The 21383-nt window shown below is 67.5% G+C and carries 21 protein-coding genes, 1 tRNA gene and 1 pseudogene; 13 read left to right on the top strand and 10 right to left on the bottom strand.

What is annotated here, in order from left to right:
• Positions 1-148 precede the first annotated feature (148 nt).
• The 5 genes from ACW7G3_RS10575 to ACW7G3_RS10555 form a co-directional block, all read right to left on the bottom strand.
• Complete coding sequence (locus tag ACW7G3_RS10575; RefSeq protein WP_456982709.1) at positions 149-901, bottom strand: OmpA family protein; 753 nt, start codon at positions 899-901, stop codon at positions 149-151.
• Between the two features lie 3 nt (positions 902-904).
• Positions 905-1888: a type VI secretion system-associated protein TagF gene (tagF, locus tag ACW7G3_RS10570; protein WP_456982708.1), complete on the bottom strand. Its 984-nt coding sequence runs from the start codon at positions 1886-1888 to the stop codon at positions 905-907.
• A complete protein-coding gene (gene tssM / locus ACW7G3_RS10565) occupies positions 1885-5595 on the bottom strand; it encodes a type VI secretion system membrane subunit TssM (protein WP_456982707.1) in 3711 nt (1236 codons plus the stop codon). The genes tagF and tssM overlap by 4 nt, the downstream gene beginning before the upstream one ends.
• A 26-nt stretch (positions 5596-5621) precedes the next feature.
• Positions 5622-7073 (bottom strand): hypothetical protein, encoded by a 1452-nt coding sequence (locus ACW7G3_RS10560; protein ID WP_456982706.1) that lies wholly within the window; start codon positions 7071-7073, stop codon positions 5622-5624.
• A 144-nt stretch (positions 7074-7217) separates the two neighbouring features.
• Positions 7218-8078, bottom strand: a complete 861-nt coding sequence (locus ACW7G3_RS10555; protein ID WP_456982705.1) for a M15 family metallopeptidase — start codon at positions 8076-8078, stop codon at positions 7218-7220.
• A gap of 765 nt (positions 8079-8843) precedes the next feature.
• Here ACW7G3_RS10555 and ACW7G3_RS10550 point away from each other — a divergent pair.
• Positions 8844-9086 carry a hypothetical protein gene (locus ACW7G3_RS10550; RefSeq protein ID WP_456982704.1) on the top strand — a complete coding sequence of 81 codons (243 nt, stop codon included), beginning with the start codon at positions 8844-8846 and terminating at the stop codon, positions 9084-9086.
• Positions 9087-9089: 3 nt separating this feature from the next.
• Here ACW7G3_RS10550 and ACW7G3_RS10545 read toward each other — a convergent pair whose 3' ends face one another.
• Entirely contained in the window at positions 9090-9941 is an 852-nt protein-coding gene (locus ACW7G3_RS10545) for a fused MFS/spermidine synthase (RefSeq protein ID WP_456982703.1), read from the bottom strand.
• A 107-nt stretch (positions 9942-10048) separates the two neighbouring features.
• On the opposite strand from ACW7G3_RS10545, the gene ACW7G3_RS10540 reads away from it, so the two are divergent.
• Both ACW7G3_RS10540 and ACW7G3_RS10535 read left to right on the top strand, forming a co-directional pair.
• On the top strand, positions 10049-10792 hold the full coding sequence (locus tag ACW7G3_RS10540; protein WP_456982702.1) for a creatininase family protein: 744 nt from the start codon (positions 10049-10051) through the stop codon (positions 10790-10792).
• Positions 10793-10916: 124 nt separating this feature from the next.
• The gene (locus tag ACW7G3_RS10535) at positions 10917-12290 is read left to right on the top strand and encodes an alanine/glycine:cation symporter family protein (protein WP_456982701.1); all 1374 of its coding nucleotides are present in this window, start codon (positions 10917-10919) and stop codon (positions 12288-12290) included.
• A 64-nt stretch (positions 12291-12354) separates the two neighbouring features.
• On the opposite strand, the gene ACW7G3_RS10530 is transcribed toward ACW7G3_RS10535, so the two are convergent.
• Positions 12355-12621: a DksA/TraR family C4-type zinc finger protein gene (locus tag ACW7G3_RS10530; RefSeq protein WP_456982700.1), complete on the bottom strand. Its 267-nt coding sequence runs from the start codon at positions 12619-12621 to the stop codon at positions 12355-12357.
• Between the two features lie 169 nt (positions 12622-12790).
• Here ACW7G3_RS10530 and ACW7G3_RS10525 point away from each other — a divergent pair, with 169 nt between their 5' ends.
• The 5 genes from ACW7G3_RS10525 to ACW7G3_RS10505 all read left to right on the top strand — a co-directional run bounded on the left by ACW7G3_RS10525 (position 12791) and on the right by ACW7G3_RS10505 (position 16868).
• Positions 12791-13111 carry a DUF2388 domain-containing protein gene (locus ACW7G3_RS10525; protein ID WP_456982699.1) on the top strand — a complete coding sequence of 107 codons (321 nt, stop codon included), beginning with the start codon at positions 12791-12793 and terminating at the stop codon, positions 13109-13111.
• A gap of 10 nt (positions 13112-13121) precedes the next feature.
• Entirely contained in the window at positions 13122-14948 is a 1827-nt protein-coding gene (locus tag ACW7G3_RS10520) for a DUF7844 domain-containing protein (protein ID WP_456982698.1), read from the top strand.
• Between the two features lie 70 nt (positions 14949-15018).
• Positions 15019-16068, top strand: coding sequence for a type VI secretion system protein TssA (tssA, locus tag ACW7G3_RS10515; RefSeq protein WP_456982697.1), 1050 nt, complete (start codon positions 15019-15021; stop codon positions 16066-16068).
• A gap of 87 nt (positions 16069-16155) precedes the next feature.
• Positions 16156-16749, top strand: coding sequence for a cysteine dioxygenase (locus ACW7G3_RS10510; protein ID WP_456982696.1), 594 nt, complete (start codon positions 16156-16158; stop codon positions 16747-16749).
• A 32-nt stretch (positions 16750-16781) separates the two neighbouring features.
• Positions 16782-16868, top strand: a tRNA-Leu gene (locus ACW7G3_RS10505).
• A 28-nt stretch (positions 16869-16896) separates the two neighbouring features.
• Here ACW7G3_RS10505 and ACW7G3_RS10500 read toward each other — a convergent pair.
• Positions 16897-17601: a winged helix-turn-helix transcriptional regulator gene (locus ACW7G3_RS10500; protein ID WP_456982695.1), complete on the bottom strand. Its 705-nt coding sequence runs from the start codon at positions 17599-17601 to the stop codon at positions 16897-16899.
• 119 nt (positions 17602-17720) lie between these two features.
• On the opposite strand from ACW7G3_RS10500, the pseudogene ACW7G3_RS10495 reads away from it, so the two are divergent.
• From ACW7G3_RS10495 to ACW7G3_RS10475, 5 genes and pseudogenes are all read left to right on the top strand, one after another.
• Positions 17721-18050, top strand: a pseudogene (locus tag ACW7G3_RS10495) (DUF1428 domain-containing protein); the annotation flags it as partial.
• On the top strand, positions 18033-18431 hold the full coding sequence (locus tag ACW7G3_RS10490) for a DUF1428 domain-containing protein (protein WP_456982721.1): 399 nt from the start codon (positions 18033-18035) through the stop codon (positions 18429-18431). The pseudogene ACW7G3_RS10495 and the gene ACW7G3_RS10490, both read left to right, overlap by 18 nt.
• 10 nt (positions 18432-18441) lie before the next feature.
• Positions 18442-18936, top strand: a complete 495-nt coding sequence (locus tag ACW7G3_RS10485) for a VOC family protein (protein ID WP_456982694.1) — start codon at positions 18442-18444, stop codon at positions 18934-18936.
• Positions 18929-19600, top strand: coding sequence for a dihydrofolate reductase family protein (locus ACW7G3_RS10480; RefSeq protein WP_456982693.1), 672 nt, complete (start codon positions 18929-18931; stop codon positions 19598-19600). Before ACW7G3_RS10485 ends, ACW7G3_RS10480 begins: the two co-directional genes overlap by 8 nt.
• Positions 19601-19704: 104 nt before the next feature.
• A complete protein-coding gene (locus tag ACW7G3_RS10475) occupies positions 19705-20526 on the top strand; it encodes an NRDE family protein (RefSeq protein ID WP_456982692.1) in 822 nt (273 codons plus the stop codon).
• A gap of 206 nt (positions 20527-20732) precedes the next feature.
• On the opposite strand, the gene ACW7G3_RS10470 is transcribed toward ACW7G3_RS10475, so the two are convergent.
• Both ACW7G3_RS10470 and ACW7G3_RS10465 read right to left on the bottom strand, forming a co-directional pair.
• Entirely contained in the window at positions 20733-21173 is a 441-nt protein-coding gene (locus ACW7G3_RS10470) for a hypothetical protein (RefSeq protein WP_456982691.1), read from the bottom strand.
• 8 nt (positions 21174-21181) lie between these two features.
• Positions 21182-21376: a PspC domain-containing protein gene (locus tag ACW7G3_RS10465; protein ID WP_456972689.1), complete on the bottom strand. Its 195-nt coding sequence runs from the start codon at positions 21374-21376 to the stop codon at positions 21182-21184.
• Between the last annotated feature and the right edge of the window lie 7 nt (positions 21377-21383).

Genomic DNA, 21383 nt, shown 5'->3' with positions numbered 1-21383 from the left:
CTTGTCGGCGCCGTCCATGGCGCCGACAGTCCCGCCCAGGGCAGCCCCGCCGGCCCCTCACGTTTGGTGGCGCCCGAAGCATCGTGCTGGACCAGGATTCACGCGGCTTCGCGCGCATGGCGCGCTCCTACGGTCTCCGGATTGTGCGTTACAGGATCTGGAACTGGATGCGGCGGTTGCGCGCGCGGCCGTCGTCGGTGTCGTTGTCGGCCACCGGCTCGTCCGGTCCCTTGCCCAGCACCGCCAGGTTCGCGCGCGGCACGCCCAGCGACTCCAGGTGGTCACGTACCGATTCGGCCCTGGCATGGCTGAGCGCCAGGTTGGCCTGGCGATTGCCCACGTCGTCGGTATGGCCTACCACCTGCACCCGGGCATCACCGATCTCGATCATGCTGGCGGCCATTTCAGCGAGGATGTCCTCGCCCAGCTGGGTCAACCGTGCGCTGCCACTTTCAAACTCGATGATGCGATCACCCAGCGTCGCGTCCAGAAGTCCCTGCCCCGAGCCGCCGGTCTGCAGTGCATTGGTGACCGTGTAGGTGCTGTTGCTGGCCAGGCTCAACTCGCTGGCCACCTGCTGGCGCTGCGCCTCGTTCACCACCTGCCCGCTGACCCGCACGCTCTGGCCGTTGATTTCCAACTGGCCGGTCGAGATGCGCTGCAGGCCCGGGGTGATCATGCCGGCCACGTAACTGCCCCAGTTGGGTGGAGTCGGAATCGATTCCACCTGGATCCGGTCAACCACCCGGTCCCGGCCATAGACCTCACGCAGCTGGTCGAGGATCTGTGCCTTGGTGGCCTGGTCAGGCACCACGCCTTCGGCAACGACCGGTTGCTGGTCCACCTGCGCGGTCGCCGCGAAAGCGGTCAGCAGTAGCGCGGCAAGGATTGGAACTCGCATGGCTCAGGCTCCCAGGAAGGTTTCGCCGAAGACCGCTCGCGCCGCCTTCAGGGACAGATCATCGCGATCCACGTAGCTGGCCAGCTTGTTGAGCGCGTAATCGGCTGCAAGCTGGTCCTCCACCCAGTCGGCCGCGTCGATCCGGATCAGGTGTTCATCGGCCGCCTGCGGATCAATCAGCGCGCGTAGTGATTCATGATCGGCACCGTTGAACCCGAGCACCATCCGCGGCGCAGCGGCGGCGCTGACCAGAACGGCCAGCTCAAAGTCCCCGCGCGACACGAATCCGGACACGATATCCAGCCAGAAGGCCGCTACCAGCGGCTGGTACAGCGGATCCCGCGGCAAAGGAAGTTCCAGGCCTTTGTCGATGCTGACCCCGCCCCCGGTCAGCACCGGCTGCAGCAACAGGCCCAGCGCCGGCATCGCATGGCGCAATTGCAGCTGGGGATGGCCTGATTCGCGCAGCAGCTGCTGCAGCGATCCGATGGTCTGCGTTTCCAGGAAGTCGTTGAAAGGGGCCGCATAGGCAGCCGGATCCGAACTCAGCTCATAGCGGGCTTCACCCAGCGCCTGCAGCGGCGCGGACGGATCTTCCGCCGTGGCTGCTTGCTGCGAAAGCCGCGACAGCCCGCTCCATACCCGGTTCAGGGCCATCGGGCTGCGGCCGATGAACCCGAGCGGGTTGGCCACCTCCATGCGGATCGCCGAAAGCAGCGGGAAACGCCGCTCCGAAGCATCCCGGCTGGGCCGCAGGTGGCCACAAACCACCAGCCGGCTGCGCGAGCCCAGGAACGAAAAATGCACCGGGGCCGCTCCGTCATACAGCCGCTTCCAGTCCGGATTGCGGCTCAGCAGCTCGATCCCGCCGCCCGCCCAGCGGTCCAGCAACGCCATGAGCTGGTGGTTGCCCGCCGCGCGCACGAAGTCCCCTCGCGCGGGCACCTTGCCGAAATAGCCGACCTCTGCCGTCATCGTCTGCGTCATGCACCGTCCTCCGCTTCCTGCGTCCCTTCCCCTGCCACTGACGACACCGCCGCCTGCTGCCCCACCACAACCGCGGGCAGGCGCAGCCCCCCCTGCCAGTCCCCACCGCCGCCCGAGTGTCCCTGGGTGCGCATATCAACCGTGACCGACACGTTCTGCACGTTCCAGGTCAACGTGCTGCTGTCCTCACGCTGCTGCACCTGGGCCAGCTGCATCATCCTGGCGAAACCGTTGGCCCCCGGGGCATCCACCACGTCCACGGTGCGCCCGTCACTGGTCACCGCGGTGACCTTCGCCCCCGGTATCGCGCCCGGATTGGGCCACTGGAAGCTTTCCCACACCGGCGGCGTGTTGCGATAACGCAGGCTCTGGCCATCGATCACCAAGGTGTATTCGATCGCCCCCGTTGCCGGTTCGGGCCGGATCTGGAAGACGGTGATCTCCTGCCCCTCGGCCCCGGCCGCCTGGCCGCTGACCCAGTCGCCGTAGCCGGCCACCAGCTGTGGCGCCAGGGCAACGCCAAGACCCGCCCACCGGCGCGGCTCAAGCAGGTTCCCGCGCTGGATCACCAGTGAGCCCAGCGCATCCCGGTTGAATTCGGCCACGGCGCCCGACGGACCAAAAATACGGGCGATATCCGCCGCCGCCGCATCGACATCGGCGTTCTGGTCAAACGGATAGCGACGCCCGATGCCGGTGCTGTATGGCTCATGCACCTGCGCCGCCCAGATGCGGTTGATCTCCGCTTCCGTCACCGGCACAAGCGCCGCGAAGGTCTCGGTCAGCGGGCGCAGCAACAGGCTGCGCAGCGCCGCACGCTGGGCCTCGTCCAGCCCCGACAGCAGCTGCTCATCCACCAGCGCCAGCGCGGTGTTCAGCTCGGAGCCTTCATTGCTGAGCGTGTCGCGCATCAGCCGGGCCGCGCCCGGACCCGGCTCACCTTCGGTCTGGATGGCATTGAGCCTGCTGCGCAGACCGCCCAGAGTCTGGAAGTAGTTGTCGATCAGCGGCGCGTTGCCGTCACGCGGCGCCACCAGCCGGGCGAAGCCTTCGAACGCCTTGCCGATTGGCCCCATAGGCGCCGGCCCCGACTCGCCATCCGGGCCGGTCTGGGCGCCGGGCGAGGGCGATCGGCGCAGGATCACCCGCTGGAACCAGGCCACGAAACCGCCCTCCTTGCCGCCCTGGGAGCGCATGGCGCCCGGGTTGTCCCAGATGGTCTGTTCGTTGACCGCCTCAAGCAGCGCCCGCAGCGGCGAGTTGCGCGGATCGCCGATCGCGTTCATCCGCGCAATGGCCACATCGAAGTTGGCAAACCCCGACATGCCCACGCCCTGCAGGAACTTCCTCCATTCCTGCGCGTATTCCTGCTTGTACAGGGCCACCATTTCTCGGGCGATGTGCTCGGGACTGCCCGCCAGCGAGAGGTCGCTGCGCTCGGTCGTGTCCAGCACCCAGTCTGTGGTGCTCAACTCGGTATTGGCGGCCTCGTTGATCGCACCGCGGATGTAGTCCTCCCAGGCCTTGCGGGTGAAGGCGCCGGAAATGGCATAGCTGCCGGTAATGATGTCGTTGTTGGCTTCCTCACCGATCAGGGTATTGACCGTCACCGTCGGGAACCGCGTGGCCGCCCGCGCCTTCACCTGTGTATACACCCGACTGATGGCCGGCTCGCCGCGGGTAGCCTGGGTCAGGGCGGCGCGTGCGTCGGACACCAGCGACACCTTGCTGTCGATCTGCGGCCAGCCAGGTGCATCGGCGCGGGCCACATGGAAACTCATCAGGCGCTCGGCGGCGCGGGCCACGTCCTCGCGCGACATCTGTCCGCGATTGGCTTCCAGCCATCCGCGCCAGAAGCGGGTCAGCTGGTGCGCAAGGTGGGCCTGCTCCACGCGATCGCTGTTGCCCAGCATCAGGTAGGTCTTGAGCGCGTTGTAGGCATCATCCGCGTCGGTCGGGGACGGCTCCTGATACAGCCCCTGGCCGCGCTCATCGTCACCGGGGCCGGCCTGGGAAAGGTCTGCCCCATGCGCCACCACCTGTCCAAGATAGGCCTCCAGGCGGGCATTGGTGGGCGCCAGCATCACCTGGCGCATGCCATTGAAATATTCGTGCTGGAGCTTGGTCTCGATCCGGTCACCCTGGTACAGACCCAAGCGCGCGATGACTCCCCGCTGCTGGCGGTGGCGGGACAGCTGTTCCAACCGGTCCTGCAGCAACAGCAGCGCGTCGATCCGCGATTCCAGGTCCACCCGTTCGTCCTGCAGCCTCACTGCCTGCTCCAGGTCGCGGGTGGCATTGGCCACCAGTTGGCGGTTGGTGGTGTAGGACCAGGTCCACAGGCCGACCACCAGCGCCAGCGCGGCCACCGCACCCAGGAACACCGCATAGCGCAGCCGCGTCCTGTGCGGACTGGAGTACTGGCGCACCAGGTCGCGGTCGGCAAAGACCACCTTGCGGAACAGGTCCTTGAGGAAGTGCGCGGTCTGCCCGGCAGGTTCGCTCGCCTCCCGTCCGGGCTTGGCCTGCAGGCTGAACTCGCGCCCCACCCGCTCGGAGGCGTAGTGCACCGAATGGCCTTCCTGCAGCGCGCTGGTGAAGTAGAAGCCGCGGAACACCGGCTGGTACTGGTAGGGGTTGTCCTCGAACAGGGTCGCGATGAAGGTGCGCAGCGCCGGCTTGATACCGGTGAACTCCAGCGGCAGGGTCAGCAGGCCGGGCGACACCTCCCGCCCGCGCGCCATGGCCATCTGCGCCAGGCTCATCTCGCGCAGCCCCTCGGCCAGTTCATCAAAGTGCTTGTCGAAGCTTGCCAGCGCGTCGGTTGCCGCACCTGGCTCGAACGGCAGCGTCGCACCCCAGACGTTCTCGCGTTCGGACGGATCCAGCCCGCGGAAGAATTCGGTGAAGCCGGCGATCAGGTCGGCCTTGGTGAACACCACGTACACCGGTGCGAACACTTCCAGCCGCTCGGTGACCTCCTGCACCCGCTGGCGCAGGTTCTTGGCCAGTTCGATGGCGAACTCCGGCTTGCTGCCCGACAGTTCGGCGATGCTGGCCGCAATGATGATGCCGTTGACCGGCGCACGCGGCCGGTTCTTCTTCAGCAGGTCCAGGAAGGTCAGCCACTCCAGCCGGTCCTCGACGCTGACCGAGTAGCGGCCGGCGGTGTCGAGCACGATGCCCTCGGTGGTGAAGTACCAGTCGCAGTTGCGGGTGCCGCCAATACCCTGGATGACGTTGCTGCGATTGTCCTCGAACGGGAACTTGAGCCCGGAATTGAGGATCGCCGAGCTCTTGCCTGCGGCGGGGTTGCCGATGATCACGTACCAGGGCAGCTCGTACAGGGCGGCTTTTCCCTTGAGCACGCCGATGCGCGAGGATTTGATGGCCTTGACCGCCTCCAGCATGCGTTCGCGCAGCGCCTCGGTATCGGCACGCGCGGCAGGCGCCGCGGCAGCGACGGCACGGCCGGTCTCTTCCTCGACCATGTCATCAAGCTTGCCGGCTGCCCGCCGGCCCTGGACCCTGCGCACGATCCACACCAATGCCCAGACCAGGGCGAGGAGCACGATCAGGGCGACGACCCACACGCCCAAAGTCGCGAGCCCATCGCTGCCGAAATACATCAGCGCGGCGGCGGAAACGATCCCGGCCACCGCCAGCACGCGGTAGTCGGTGAGGTAGTACCTGAGTCTGTAGAACATCGAGAACATCGGCGGCAACTTCCGTATCAGGCGGCAGGGTCCGGCTTGGGGCCGGCATCACTGGACAGGGGTTCATTGGCTACCGCAGCGCTGCCAAGCAGCGCCGCGTAGCGCATATGTGCAGGCTCGACCGACAGCGCCACCACCGGGGCATCGGCCTCGCGGGCAGCGGCAGCAGCGAGGGCAAGCAGCACCAGCGGCCCTGCGTGGCCCAGGTAACCGCTGGCATTACCCAGCGCCGGGCATTGGGCGACGGGATCAAGTTCGGGACATGCACGGGCTGCAGCCACGGCGGCCTCGACCGAGCGGCTTGGCCGCTGGTCGGCATCGGTGAGCACCATGGCAACCGACTCAGCGGGGAGCGCGGCCGAATCCAGCAATTCCTGCAGCAGCCGGGCGGTGGCATTCGCGGCCTGGCGCGGGGTCCCCCCCTCCGCGGCCGCCTGCTTTCGCAGGGCAAGCAGTTCAATTCCGGTCTGGCCGCTGTCCTGCAGCAGCGCGGCACCGGCCGGGCGCAACAGCACGCCCGCCGCGCCTTCCCCGGGCACCATGCCTTCGACATTGCGGCCTGATGCCAGCCCGCCCCCGGCAGCCAGGGCCTGCACTCCGCGCTCCCCGATCAGCGAGGCCGAAGTCAGCAGCAGGTGCCAGTCGCCCTGGTTGGTAGCCTGTCCAGCAAGCAACGACCGGATCCGTTCCCATACCGCCGCCGCGTCCGCCACGGCGACTGCTTCGAACGTGCTCCGGCGCGGGTCCAGCCCGGCATCTGCGGCCAGACCGTGCAGCCAGCCCACGCTAGCATCGCGCAGCGTGGATGTCATGTCCTGCGGCAGCAGCGCCAGCACATGCACGCTGCCGCTGTTGCGTGGTGCGGATTCCACCCGGCGCCGCAGCCCTGCCACCACCCGCTCTTCCACTTCGGGAAGCGGCGGCAGCAGGCGTTGGGCTGCTGCAAACAGGTCCAGGGCCACCGGCTCAAGTAGCGCGAGCGCGCGCAGGTGTTCTTCCGGCGAGCGCCGATCCGAACCGCTGCGCACCTGGTCTTCGATCAGCGTGGTATCCAGCTCCTTGCAGAAAGCCGCCAGCACGGGCAGACCATCCCGGTCGCGCAGTGTGGGATGCAGGCCCGGGCGGCGAAGCTCCCCCAGGCGCGGAGCCAGCACGGCGGCATCATCGCCACAGGGAAGGTTGATCGCCTGGGCCAGGACGCCCCGTGGGGGCGTGTCTGGAAGGGTTTCCTCATCTGCCGGCAGTGCTTCGACAGACGGTTCGGCATCGGAGCCTGCCCTCGCGCGGCGGCGCAGTCGCACTGCAAGCCAGAGGGTGGCCAGGACCGCCAGCGGCACCAGCACCAGCCAGCCGAACATCGCAGCGCCGCCGGGCGCGGCACCGCTGGAACGCCACCACAGGATCGCGCACGCCCAAGCCGCTGCGAACACCGCCAGCACCACCAGACCCACACGCAAGATCCCCGACACCCTCACATCCCGCTCCCTGCGCATACCGCTTCCGCGGTTTTCCCTGCGTCGCGCCGAAGCGCGCAATCCATGGCATCCATCTTTGCCGTTCCCGGCCGCCATCAGCGACCGGTCCGGAAAGATAGCAGGACTTGGGGCTGGATATCACCCGGCGCGGCGGCGCGCTTCGCGTGCAGCCAGGCAGGCCTGGCGCATCTCCACGTGGCCGAAGTCCCCCCAGCTCCAGCTGCCGCCCCAGACCAGGCCGGCCTCCTCGGCCAGTTCGCCATAGAGGAAATACGCGCGCTTGGTCCACGGATCCCCCATGTCCCACTGCAGCTTTCCGTCGCGCATGGGCGCGCTGTCCAGGGCCAGGCCGTACTGGTGGCAGCTCTGCCATGCGCCGGCCCGGGTCACCCGGCCTTCGCGGTACAGCTCGGCCTGGCGCTCAGGACTGCGATAGCCCTGCACCAGCACCATGCGGATGCCGTGCTCCTGGGCCAGCACCCGGTAGATCGCCAGCACGCGCTGCTGCAGATCCGGATCCAGGCGTTCCCAGCGGCGATCGGCGGTGGCGATCTCCGGCATCGCCCGCTGCGCTTCGGCGGTGGTGAACACTTCCGGCGGCGGCGCGGGCGGCGGCACCAGCCGCTCCCCCCGCATCAGCACGGCAATCGTGGATCGCGATACAGACAGGTCCTCGCCGGCAAAGCCTTCCAGCACCACCTGCTGGCGCAACACGAGGATCAGCACCGGCGGCACGCACAACACCAGTGCCGCGACCACCAGCACCACGCGGTGGCGCCGCATCGCCGCTGCCGTGCCGGAACCGCCAGAGCGTACTGCCCTTCCTGATTCGCCTACCCGGCGCGCTACCCGGCCGCTTCCGGCGGCAGCCCTTCCCGCCAGTGCCCGCCAGGCGCGTGCCGCCATCGCTGCCAGTCGTCCCCCCGCTTCCGGAAACACCAGCAACCAGGTCACCACGCACACGCCAAGGAACCCCAGCGCGATCCATGCCAGGATCATTCCCGCGGCTCCCGTCGGGTCGACCACGTTGACGCGCACGGGGCCACGGCTAGAATGCGGAAAAGGACTTTCTCCGGCGCCTGCCGGTCAAGAGCGGGATTGCACTTGAATATCGAAGGATCGAACCGTCCAAGTCTGGTCGCGGGGAACAGCGCCAGCGCATCGAACCAGGGATCCGCCAGCCGGATCCTTGCCGACATGGAAAATCGCAAACCAGGCACCGGCGACGCCGTACCCCGGGGCGGCACGCATCGTCTGCGATGGCTGCTGGCTGGTGCTGTCCTTGTCATCGTTCTCATCCTTGTTGCCGCCGCGCGCCTGTCCGGTTCCACCGGGGCTGACCCCTGGCGGGCCGACGGGGCAGGAACTGTCGGCCAAGCAACCCCCGCGGTGCAAGCACCTGGCAAAGATGCAGCCGCCAGGACCGCCTCGCAGCCGGCGCGGATCGTGGATGAGCGCGCTGATATCCCGGATCCGGAGTTGCGCCAGAATCCGCTCAGCCGCCTGCAGGTGCCCTCCTCGGATAGAAGCGCCACGGATGGAAGCGTGGCGGCCGGTCCGCAGGGTCAAGCAGCGTCTGCTGACGACAGGATTGCCGCGCCAGCTGTTGCGACGCGTGCCGCCTCCGCGCAAGGGCGACCCACTGGTTCGGCCCGGTCATCCCGACCCGGCCCCGAGACGAGCACCCAATCAGGCAACGACCTGCTCTCGACCCTGCTCGGCATCATCAGACAGGACAGCCCTGCCACTGCCACGAGCAGCCCGATGGATGACCTCATCGCCCAGGTGCTCACCGAGAACGAGCGGACCTACAACGAAACCAGCGCCGCGCTTGCTTCGCTGGGCCAGCCGCAGTCCGCTCAGACCGAGTCAAAGCCCGTCCGCCTGAGTCGTGCCCAGCGGGCCCTGCAGTCCTGCCCGGCCGCCAACACCGTCCAGGGCATCAACTGCCGCGACCGCGTCTGCGCGCGATGGGCCGGCCGCGACCCCGCCTGCCCGGGGCGCTGACTACTACTGGTCCAAGTGCTGCTCCAACGCCTGCTCCAGGCGCGCGAACGCGGGGCCAAGCTGGCGGCGGGCAGCGTCCGGCAGGTGTCGCAACGCAGCGCCCGGCTCCAGTTCCCCGGGCCGCAGATCGTCGAGCCACGCGAACGCCACCCGGTTGCTCATCTTCGGCTCCTCCAGCATCACCACGCGGTCGCCAAAGCTTTGTTCCAGCAGATCCGCATGCCCCGCCGCATCGGTACTGAACAGGTTCACCGCCATCACCCCGCCTGGGGCCAGTGCGGCGCGACAGTCCTCATAGAAAGCCAGGGTGGATAACGCCTGCGGGATCCCGCGCTCGTCGTATCCGTCCACCAGCAGAACGTCGTAACAACCCTGCCGCGTGCGAAGGAACTGGGCGCCATCGCCGAGATGCACCTGCAGGTGCTCGTCATCGTCGGGAATCGAAAACTCGCGGCGCAGGGCAATCACCGCCGGGTTGTTCTCCACTACTTCCACCCGCGACTGCGGCAGGTGGCGATGGCAGAATTTCGCCTGGGAGCCCCCACCCAGCCCAACCATGCCGATGCGGGCCGGCTCCGGCTGCAACAGCAGGGCCGCCATCATGGTCCGGGTGTAGTCGATCAGCAGAGCATCAGGATCTGCACTGAGCATCCGGCTCTGGGTCTGGGAACGGCTGAACTGCAGCGAGGTATAGCGGCCGTGCCTGCGCACGAACGGCCGCGGCAAGTCGCCGGGCTTACGGCCACCGAACAGGAGCGCCAGGCGTGCGGCCAGGCCAACGCCGGCCTTCTTCCCGTCCTCTCCACCCATCGTCGATACACACCGCGCAGCTGCCAGCAGGCCAGCGTAACGCACCGGCAAGGGCCGCGTCACCGTTGCCGCGCGTCCAGCGGCCGGGCCGCTGCGCCCGGCCTGCCATCCGCGTTAAGCTGATTGATTACCCGAACCACAGTGATTTCAACATGCGTCTTCAACTTTGCACCTGGCCGGAAGTCGAGGCCCGCCTGGCCCGCTCGACCGGCATCATCGTCCCGATCGGCTCCACCGAGCAGCACGGTCCCAACGGCCTGATCGGCACCGACGCGATCTGTCCGGAAGTGGTGGCGGAGGCCGCGGCCGAACGCATCGATGCACTCGTGGCACCGACCATTTCCATCGGCATGGCCCAGCACCACCTGGCCTTCCCCGGCACGATCTCTCTGCGCCCGGAGACGCTGATCGCGGTAGTCCGTGACGTGGTGCAATCGCTTGCCCGTCATGGTTTCCGCGAGATCTACTTCCTCAATGGCCACGGCGGCAACGTAGCCACGGTGCAGGCCGCCTTCGCCCAGTTCCATGCCGAAGCCAGCTTTGCCGGCACGGACGGTCCCGCGCCGCGGCTGAAGATCGCCAACTGGTTTGCCGGCCGCCGGGTGGCCGCGCTGTCGCAGGAGCTGTTCGGCGAGGCTGAAGGCAGCCATGCAACACCGTCGGAAATCTCACTCACCTGGCATGCCTACCCCGATCGCGCCCGGCCCATGCAGATGGAACCCAAGCTCGCACCCAAGGGCGCGTTCGGTGACGCCTTCGATTACCGGCGCAGGTTCCCGGATGGACGCATCGGTTCGGACCCGTCGCTGTCCAGCGTGGAAGCCGGCACCCGCCTGTTCGAAGCAAGCGTCGACGACACGATCGAGGATTACGGCGCCTTCGCCGCCGGCCACTGAACCTCATCCGTGACATCCCCCCGCCCGTGCCATTGGGGGGATGTCACCCCGGCGACGACATTGCTAAGGTGCAGGCCGTTGCGGCAGCCGCCCGGCAGCCAGTCAAACTTGGGGAACCGCGTCGATGGAGCAACTGCAAGCCACCCTGGACCAGATCAGCTCATTCGTCTGGGGGCCGTTTCTCCTCATCCCGCTGCTGCTGCTGACCGGCCTGTACCTGACCATCCGCCTGCGCGGCCTGCAGTTCCGCGTGCTCGGCCACGCCCTGTGGCTGGCGCTGGTGCGGCGCAAGGAATCCGCCGCGTGCGCCGGTGACGTTTCCCATTACCAGGCGCTGGCCACCGCCATGGCGGCGACCATTGGCGTGGGCAACATTGCCGGCGTGGCCACCGCCATCGGAATCGGCGGCCCGGGCGCGCTGTTCTGGATGTGGATGACCGGTCTGGTCGGCATGGCCACCAAATACGCCGAAGGCCTGCTGGGCGTGAAGTACCGGCAGTTGGACGCCAAGGGTGAACAAAGTGGCGGCCCGATGTACTACCTGACCAACGGTATTGGCGGTTTCTGGGGCAAGAGCCTGGGGGTCGCCTTTGCCCTGTTTGGCGCCATCGCCGCTTTCGGCATCGGCAACATGGTCCAGGCCAACACCGCCGCTGGCCAGCTGCAGGCCACGTGGGACATCCCGCCAGCCTGGAGCGGCATGGCCATGGCGGTCTGCGCCGCGGCGGTGATCCTGGGCGGGATCAAGAGCATCGCCCGGGTCGCGGCCGGCGTGGTGCCGCTGATGTGCGTGATGTTCATCGGCGCCAACCTGCTGGTGCTGGTGGTGTTCGCCGACCAGCTGCCCGCCGCGATCGCGCTGATATTCACCGATGCGTTCAGCGGCAGCGCGGCTGCGGGCGGCTTCGCCGGCTCTGCCGTGATCCTGGCGATACAGATGGGCGTGGCACGCGGCATCTTCTCCAATGAATCGGGCCTGGGCACCGGCGCCATCGCCGCCGCCTCGGCGATCACCGATCAGCCGGTGCGGCAGGCGATGGTGTCCATGACCCAGACCTTCATCGACACCCTGATCATGGTCACCCTGACCGCGCTCTCGATCATCGTCACCGGCGCCTGGATGCAGGAAGGCCTGACCGGCGCGCCGATGACCGCCTGGGCACTGGAGCAGGCCATGGGAGGTGGCTGGGGCAACGTGACGATTGCGCTCGGGGTGCTGGTGTTCTCGTTCACCACCATCCTGGGCTGGTGCTACTACGGCGAACGCTGCATCGAGCGCCTGGTCGGCCGCCGCGGGGTGATTCCCTACCGGCTGGTGTTCTCGGTGGTGGTGTACTTCGGCGCGGTGTTGTCACTGGAACTGGTGTGGACGTTCTCCGATATCGCCAACGGCCTGATGGCCCTGCCCAACCTCGTCGGTTTGCTGCTGCTGTCGGGCGTGGTGGTGAACGAGACCCGCAAGTACTTCGCCAATCCAGATTGGCGCGACGCCTCGTAGGTCGGCCCTGCGTGGCCGACGTGCGCGGTGGCCGGAGCCACGATGTCGGGGGCGTAGCCCCGACCTACCGCAGCTGGCTGTCCTTGCTGCCGCGGCGGTTGTAGCCGCTGTCCAGGGCTTCGCGCGCGTCTTCCTGCTCCTGGCAGGCCACGCACAGCCGCACCCCTGGCACCGCCTGACGGCGCGCCTCGGGGATCGGGGCTTCACAGTCTTCACAGTGGGTCAGCCCCGGACCCTGGCGGAGCTGGCTGCGGGCACGATCGATACCGTCCTTCACCGTGGCGTCGATCTGATCCTGGACAGCCCCATCACCTGCCCATCCGGTTGCCATTGCGTTACCTCCACAAAAAATGCCACCGCAGCACAGTGCCACGGCATGACTGAATATCGGGTCGATGGCGCGCCCGGACAAGTGTCACCAATCGGGATGGGTTAGGCTTGCAACCGGCCTGCGCTGATGCAGCGCGGCCCCCTGCCCATAGCACCTGCCGGACACCCTCATGCTGCGACTGTTTCTTACCTGCACCCTGCTTGCCCTTGCCACTGCTCCGGCCATGGCCAGCAGCTTCGCCGGCACCACCGCGGGCTCCGCGGCTGGCGGCTCTTCAGCGTCCAGCGGGGCGACCTCGGGCTCCACTTCAGGCAATGACAAGGTAGTGCTGCAGGCGCGTGAGGATGCCGCCGGGTTCGTGGCCAGCGAAGGCCGCATCCGCGGCGCCTATCTGGAAGCCGCCCTGCGTCACCTGCGTGAGCGCAGCGACGAGCCTCAGGTGCTGCAGGCCAGCGACATGGCCCTGGCAAAGGCCATCCTGGCCCTGTGAACCAGCCGTTGTGAACCAGCGGCGCCGCTGGCGCCCGCTGCGCTGGCTTGCCACCTGCCTGCTTGCCTGCGCGGCAGGCGCTGCGTCAGCAGACCCCACACCATTCGAGCTGGACACCTCCAGCCTGCGCGCCGAAGAAATCCAGGCCACCCGACGCCTGCTCGATGACGCCTGGTCGCGGCTGCCTGCAGCCTGGTCGCGCTCGCTGGAATCGCCCATCCGGGTGCAGTGGCGCAGCGACCTGCCCAGTCACGTGCAGGGGCGCATTCGTGGCCAATCCATGCGCCTGCAGCGCACCCTGCTTGACGACTGGATGCGCGACGACGACCCTGCCGCGCTTTCGGCAGTCATCCATGAATTGGCACACCTGCATGACCGGTCCGCCGCGGGCGGGCTGTCACGCGATCCCCGCCTGCTTGACCTCGCCGGCTGGCAGGTGCGCCCGTTCCGGCTGCTGCCCCGGCTGGGCCGGAATTCTTTCGGCGATCGCAGCCCCGATTCTTACGAACTGGAGAGCCCGGCCGAATTCGTTGCGGTGAACCTGGAGCACTTCGTGCTCGACGCCAGCTACGCCTGCCGGCGACCGGCACTTGCCGACCACTTCGCCCGCCACTTTGAAGTCACGCCCGATACAGAGAACTGCGCATCCGGCCTGCCTTTCCTGGCGCCCGGCGAGACCGGCGCCGCCCAGTCACTGCTGCAACTGGATCCGGACCGGGTGTACCAGGTCGACTACCTGCTGGCCGAGGGCAACGAGCGCCTGATGAGCCACTGGGGTCACAGCATGCTGAGGCTGGTGGTCTGCGCTCCCGACCGCCCGCTGGGGCCTGATTGCCGGCTGGATCTGGACCATCACTTGGTGCTCTCATTCCGCGCATTCGTGGACGACGTTCAGATTTCCAACTGGCGCGGGCTCACCGGCTCATATCCATCGCGGCTGTTCGTGTTGCCGCTTGACCAGGTAGTGGAGGAGTACGCGCGGACCGAGCTGCGCGGACTGCTCTCATTGCCCCTTCAACTGGAACCGGGGGAAGTCTCTTCGCTGCTGCAACGCGCCGCGCAGCTGCACTGGAGCTACGACGGCCGCTACCGCTTCATCGGCAACAACTGCGCGGTCGAAACCTTCAAGCTGCTCCACGATGGCGTGCCCCGACTGGGCGCGGAAGATCTGGCCAGCATCACCCCGACCGGCCTGCAACGGCGGCTGGAGCGCGCCGGGATGCTCGATGTTTCCGTGCTGAAAAACACGGATGAAGCGACCCGTCTGGGCTACTACTTCCCGCCGCTGAGTGCGCACTACGCCGAACTGTTTGACACCGCGCGCGACGCTCTTGGCCTGCCCTACCAGCATCTTGAGCATTGGCTGGACCTTGCTCCAGAAGAGCGCGCAGGCTGGCTCACCCAGACCAGCCTGCGCGCCGGTGCAGCCCTGCTGCTGCTGGAACAGGCTGCCCTGCGCCGGGAAGAACTGATGGCCCGGGATGAGCTCAAGCGCCGCTTCCTCAACCCGTCCAGCGTTGACGGGACAGCGGCCGTGGAAGCGCGTGCGGCACTGGATGAACTGCTGCAGCTGGAAGACTTCCTGACCCGCCCGGCGTCACTGCTGCCCGATTCGGGCTACGGGCTGCCACAGCAGGCGGAGCGGACTGCGCTGGAACACGCGGCACAAGAGCACATGGAGCGGCTGAGCGAGGGTGGTCTGCAGCTGCGGAACCAGGCCCGGCGCTGGCTGCCGCCACAGCGGCGCGCCACGTTGGAGGGCATCGAAGCCAACCTCGGCCAGCTAGGCGAGCATCTGCGCAGCCTGCACCGGACGCAGGATGGCCTGCGCCTGTGACGCTGCATCGCCGCCCGGCGCGCCGTCCTGTGTAAGATTCCCACCTCAATCGACAACCCGAGTACCCGCCATGCTGGAACTGGATGACCTGCTGGCCCCGATCTCCCCAGATCACCCCGCAGGCGAAGATCTTTCTTTCTCCGCCGAATTCGACGCGATCCAGGAAGCCCGTCGCGCCGACGATCCAACCCTCGACCAGGGGGAGTGGATCACCGATATCAAGTACGCCGACTGGCCGACCGTTGCCCGGATCTGCGAGGAACTGCTGCGTGCCCGTACCAAGGATCTGCGCGTGGCGGCCTGGCACACCGAGGCCAGCGCCCAGCTGCGCGGATTCCCCGGGCTGGCCGCCGGCCTGCGCGCGATGGCCGGCCTGTGTGAACACCACTGGGATCATGTGCACCCTCAGGACCACGATGCTGGCCACGAAGAGCGCATCGGCAATCTCGGCTGGCTGCTGGCCAATGCCGGGCAGTGGGTACGGACGCTGCCGATCACCCAGGCGCCGCAGGGCAGCTTCGGCGTGGGCGACTTCGAAGCCGCCCACGCCCGCGGCGGCGACGGCGGGGACAACCCCGACGGCCAGCCCGGTCTGGAAGTGCTGGAAGCCGCCCGGCGCGGGACTTCGCACGGGTTCTACACCCAGTTGCTGGCCGACCTGCCCGACTGCAGGGCAGCGCTGGAACAGCTCCGCGACGCGGTTGATGTGCGCCTGGGCGCCGACGGCCCCAGCTTCAGCGCGCTTTTCGACCAGCTCGAACACCTGCAGCACACCGTGGCCCGCTCGGCGCGCGAGGCGGGACTGCTGGTTGACGGCACCGAAGCAGCCGACGACACACCGGCAACCGCCGGCGCGACGGAAAGCGGCGCCCCTTCACCCGGCAATGGCGGCCCCATCGCCTCACGCCGGCAGGCGCTTGCCCAACTGCGCGAAGTAGCCGAATTCTTCCGCCGCACCGAGCCGCACAGCCCGGTGGCCTACCTCGCCGACAAGGCCGCCAGCTGGGGAGAAATGCCCCTGCACGTATGGCTCAAGCGGGTGATCAAGGACGACAGCACGCTCTCCCAGGTGCAGGAGCTGCTGGACGTAGCCGAGAACCAGGAGTCACTTGGCGGCTGAGGACGCCGGGCTCATGGCAGCCGCAGCTGGCACCACCGCTGCGGCGATGCAACATCGCCCTCCTCCAGGGCGACGTAGAATGCCGCCATGAGCACTCCCAATCTGCCGGACATTCCTTTCCAGGGCCGCGACAAGCTGATCGCCGCGGTGGACGAAGCTGTCGCCGGTGAAGATGTGCACGCCATTACCGCGGCGCTGCGCGGCGCCATGTGCGAGCTGATCCGCGATCCCGCGGTACAGCTGCCCGATTGCGTGCATCAGCCCATCCAGCACCACTACGCCCGCCGCGAGCTGTACCGCAGCCCGGAGCATGGCTACAGCATCGTCGCGATGACCTGGGGCCCCGGCCAAGGCACACCGATCCACGATCATTGCGGCCTGTGGTGCGTGGAGGGCGTCTGGGACGGCGAGCTGGAAATCACCCAGTACGAACTGCTGGAAAGCCTCGGCGAGCGCTGCCGTTTCCGCCCCGCTGGCGGCCTGCGCGCGGGCCCCGGCAGCGCCGGCAGCCTGATTCCGCCGCACGAATACCACACCATCCGCAATGCCAGCGACGATCGCGTGGCCATCTCCCTTCATGTCTACAAAGGGCCGATGGACCGCTGCTGCACCTACCAGCCCGAGGAGGGCGAGTGGTACCGGCGCGCCGATGCGGCGCTCAGCCTGGACGGCGTCGCCTGATCCGCTGCGGGTCCGTTATAATCCACGACCGCGCCGGAATGGCGGAATCGGTAGACGCAACGGATTCAAAATCCGTCGCCCTTAAAAGCGTGAGGGTTCGAGTCCCTCTTCCGGCACCAAACGGCCTGTCCCAGGCCAGGTCACGGCCTACGCTCCGGCATCCCCGGACAGCTTGGCCGGCAGCTCAAAGCACTCCACGAACCGGCGCGCCAGCCGGCGGTCGCCTCCCAGCCGCAGCGCGCCCTCCTCTTCGGCCTGCTTGAACGGCCGCTTGCCGTAGATCAGGGTCACGAAGGTGGTGGTGTCGGTGTCGAATGTCGCATCGGCTTCCTCCGCCTCGCCGCGCTCGATCTCCAGCCCCTCCGCCGTAAGCCGGCCCACGAACGCGTTGCCGGGGAAGCGGAACGCCACGCTCATCGACAGCGGCTTGCGATCAGCACGCAGCGTGGTCCGCAGCGAGAGCATGGCCGAGACCGCCGACAACGGCCGCATCGGGTCGTGCAGCGGCGAGCGCATCGCCCAGCGACCCAGCGTCTGGAAGATCGGCTCAGCCTCCAGGCCCCATTCAGTCAGCTCGTAGACCTGCACGCTGGCCGGCGGAGGCAGCTTGCGCCTGCGCACGATCCCCGATCGCTCCAGTCCCGCCAGCCGCTGGGTCAGGACGTTGGCACTGATTCCAGTGAGATCGGCCCTGAGCTCGGAGAAGCGGCGCGGGCCCAGCATCAGCTCGCGCATGACCAGCAGCGACCAGCGCTCGCCGACGAATTCAAGCGCGAGCGCGGTCCCACAGGCGTCGTCGTACCAGCGCCTGGAAACGGGCCCATCACCTTCACTAATTTTTTCTAACTTCATAGTTGTTTTTTATAACTCATAGGCGCAGGATCTTCAACGAGTCCCGACGTGAGACCGCCCTCGCATCCTGTCAACGGACACGGGGAACACACAACCCGAGAGCAAGAGGAGCAAATCCAATGACCTATATCCAAGGCTTTGTTGCCGCCGTGCCAAGCGCGAACCGGGAGGCCTATCTTGATCACGCACGCAACACGCTGCCTCTGTTCAAGGAGTTCGGTGCCACTCGAATGGTCGAGGCGTGGGGGGACGACGTGCCACCGGGCAAGCAGAACGATTTCCAGGGCGCAGTGCTGGCAACCGCAGAGGAAACCGTGGTGTTCAGCTGGATGGAGTACCCGGACAAGGCCGCGCGCGATGCCGCATTCGAGAAGATGATGGCCGATCCGCGCATGCAGGAGATGCCGCAGATGCCTTTCGACGGCAAGCGCATGATCTTCGCCGGCTTCGATGCGCTGGTCGATGCCGGCAGCGGGCGTGGCGGCTACTTCGACGGCTACCTGCTGCCGGTGCCGGCCAGCAATCACGAAGCCTACCGGGAGATGGCACGCAAGGCCGCCGAGGTGATCCTCGAATACGGTGCCCTGCGCGTGGTTGAGACCTGGGGCGACGACGTGCCCGAGGGCAAGCTCACCGATTTCCGCCGCGCGGTCCTGCTCGAGGACGGGGAAAATGTGGTGTTTTCCTGGGTCGAGTGGCCCTCCCGGCAGGTGCGTGACGAAGCCTGGCCGAAGCTCAGCGAAGACCCGCGCATGAAGCCGGCAGGCGGCATGCCTTTCGATGGCAAGCGCATGATCTACGGCGGCTTCGCGCCGCTGCTGGACGACTGAGGAGACGACGATGAGCGAAATGATCACTTGCCTGTGGTTCGACCACGGCCAGGCCCATAAGGCGGCGGAATTCTACGCCGCCACCTTCCCCGACAGCCACGTCGGCGAGGCCATGCATGCGGCCGTCGACTATCCCGGCGGCGAACGCGGCAAGGAACTGACCGTGGACTTCACCGTGCTGGGCCGGAAGTTCCTCGGCCTCAACGCTGGCCCGGGGATCACGCCGAACGAGGCGGTCAGCTTCATGATCCTGACCGAAGACCAGGCCGAGACCGACCGTTACTGGAATGCCATCGTCGACGGCGGCGGGAGCGAGAGCGAATGCGGCTGGTGCAAGGACCGCTGGGGATTTTCCTGGCAGATCACCCCGCGGGCGCTGATGGAGGCGATGACCGATCCGGATCGCGAGGCCGCCGGGCGCGCCATGCAGGCGATGATGACGATGAAGAAGATCGACATCGCCGCGATCGAGGCGGCGCGCATGGGAGGTCCCGGGCATGCGTAGGGTGATCGGCGGTGCATTCATTTCGGTGGACGGCGTGGTCCAGGCGCCTGGCGGACCGGAAGAGGATCCGACCGGCGGCTTCGACTTCGGCGGTTGGGCGACCCCCTACTTCGACGACACCCTGTCCGGCTTCCTTGGCGAGGTCTTCGGTGCGCCCGAGTACGACCTGCTGCTCGGGCGCAGGACCTACGAGATCTTCGCGGCCCACTGGCCGTACCAGACGGACGATCCGATGGGCCAGATGTTCGACCGCATCCGCAAATACGTGGTCACGTCAACGCCCGAGCTCCTGACGTGGAAGGGATCGCAGGCGCTGGTTGGAGATCCCGCAAGTACGGTCGCCGAGCTGAAGCACGGCGACGGCCCGGACCTCCTGATCCAGGGCAGCAGCGAGCTGTACCCGGCCCTGCTCGGCGCCCGCCTGATCGACCGCCTGTTCCTGGTCACGATGCCGGTGATCCTGGGACGCGGCAAGCGCCTGTTCTCCGGTGCTGCGGCGCCGACTGGGCTGAAGCTGGTGGACCATCGCATCGCCTCGACCGGTGCCGTCGTCACGGTCTACGAGCAGGCAGGTGAGGTGGCAACCGGGAGCTTCGCCAGTGAAACCCCGAGCGCCGCCGAACTTGCCCGGCGCGACAAGATCAAACACGAGGCCCAGCCATGACCGTCGAACTGTTCGCACTCCTATCGCAGGCCTGACGATCCCTGCGGCCGTCCCCGGCTGCAACGGGCTTTGCCGGGCCGGGGAGACCGTGTACGGTTTGGTGCATGTGCCTGATCGCCCTGGCCTGGAATGTCCACCCCCGCTACCCGCTGGCGCTGATCGCAAACCGCGACGAGCTGCACGCGCGGCCCACCGAACCCGCCGGATTCGATCCTGAAGCGCCGCATGTCTACGGCGGCCGGGACCTGGTGGCCGGCGGCGGCTGGCTGCAGGCATCCACCCGCAGGCGCCTGGCCGCGGTCACCAATGTGCGCAACGGCCTCTCGCAGGACCAAGCACCGCGCTCGCGCGGAGCGCTGGTGCGCGACTTCGTGCGTGCCGACGGCGGAGCGATGGAATCGGTCCGCGCACTGGACGAAGAGTCGGCCCGGTTCGGCCCGTTCAACCTGTTGCTGTGGGACGGGCGCGAGCTTGCCTTCGCCAGCAACCAGCCCCGGGCCCAGCACGCGCCGGTGACATCGGGCGTCCACGCCATGTCCAACGGCGCCTTCGACGCGCCTTGGCCCAAGAGCACCTTCGCCACGCGCGCGCTGGAGGCCTGGATCAGGTCGACCCCGGACAGCGGAACAACCACGCACGATCCGCCGGATATCGAACCGCTTTTCGCCGCGTTGGCCGACAGGGGCATCGCCCCCGACGACACCCTGCCCGATACCGGCGTGGGCATCGAGCTTGAACGCGTGCTGTCACCGCCGTTCATCCTGGACGAACGCTACGGCACCCGCTGCAGCAGCGTTGTGTTGGTGGGCGAAGAAGGCATCCTGTTCGCCGAGCGTCGCTTCGATTCCAGCGGCGCGTCCATCGGCGAATCCTCGGCGGTGCTGGCGACGGACTGCAGCAGGTACGGTCCGCAACACAGCGGTTGAGGATCACGCAGGACACCGAGCATCGCTTGCCCATAAAGCAGAAGGCCCAGTCTGCCGGGTTTGACCCCGGACGGCTGAGCCTTCCTTTGTCGAAGCTGTTGCGTTCCGGCTTTCGCCTTCCCGCTTTTTCTTCGACAGTTGGAGGTTGCCACAGGCTTCGTTAGCACGGCGTCAAATCGGATGACCGTTCGTCGGCAAGCCCATGCTCAACCCCATGGCCACCAGCCGCGGCCGGTGAGTGCGTAGCGATCCGCCGCACGCTCGAACCGGTTGCGCACGCTGATCCCGCCGCACAGCAGGTACAGCGGCAGGAACAGCGGACCCAGCACCATGTACTGATGGACGTGGGCGCGCTCATGGTCGCCCAGGCGCATCGCCGGCTCCTGGCATTGTCCAGCCCGGTGCGCATAGCTCATGCAGCGTGCGTCCAGCGACGCTCCGGTGTGGATGATCACATTGCCGAATGTGATCGCACCGCCCGGCCCCCAGGGCCAGCGGTTGAACACCACGGCGAGCTCGCCGCGATCCAGGTGCATGCGCGCGCCAAACGGAAGACCTGCCGCGCCAAGCATCAGCCCGAGCACCGTGTTGGGCAGCGTCCAAGCCATCCCCAGCCCGCGCAGCACGGACAGACCGAACCGGCCCATGCCGCCGCTCAGTCGCCCTCGGGCATCAGCAGCCACAGGATCAGGTAGACCAGGATCCCCGGGAAAGCGGCCGAGAGCACCGAAGCGACGACGTACACAACGCGCAGCATGGTGGAGCTCCAGCCGAAGCGGCGGGCAATGCCGCCGATCACCCCGGCGAGCACGCGATCATCTGTGGAGCGGGACAGGGTGAGTTTGGCCATGGTGGCG

The organism is Luteimonas sp. A478, from assembly GCF_054052025.1.
This window is presented reverse-complemented; position numbering and strand designations above follow the sequence as displayed.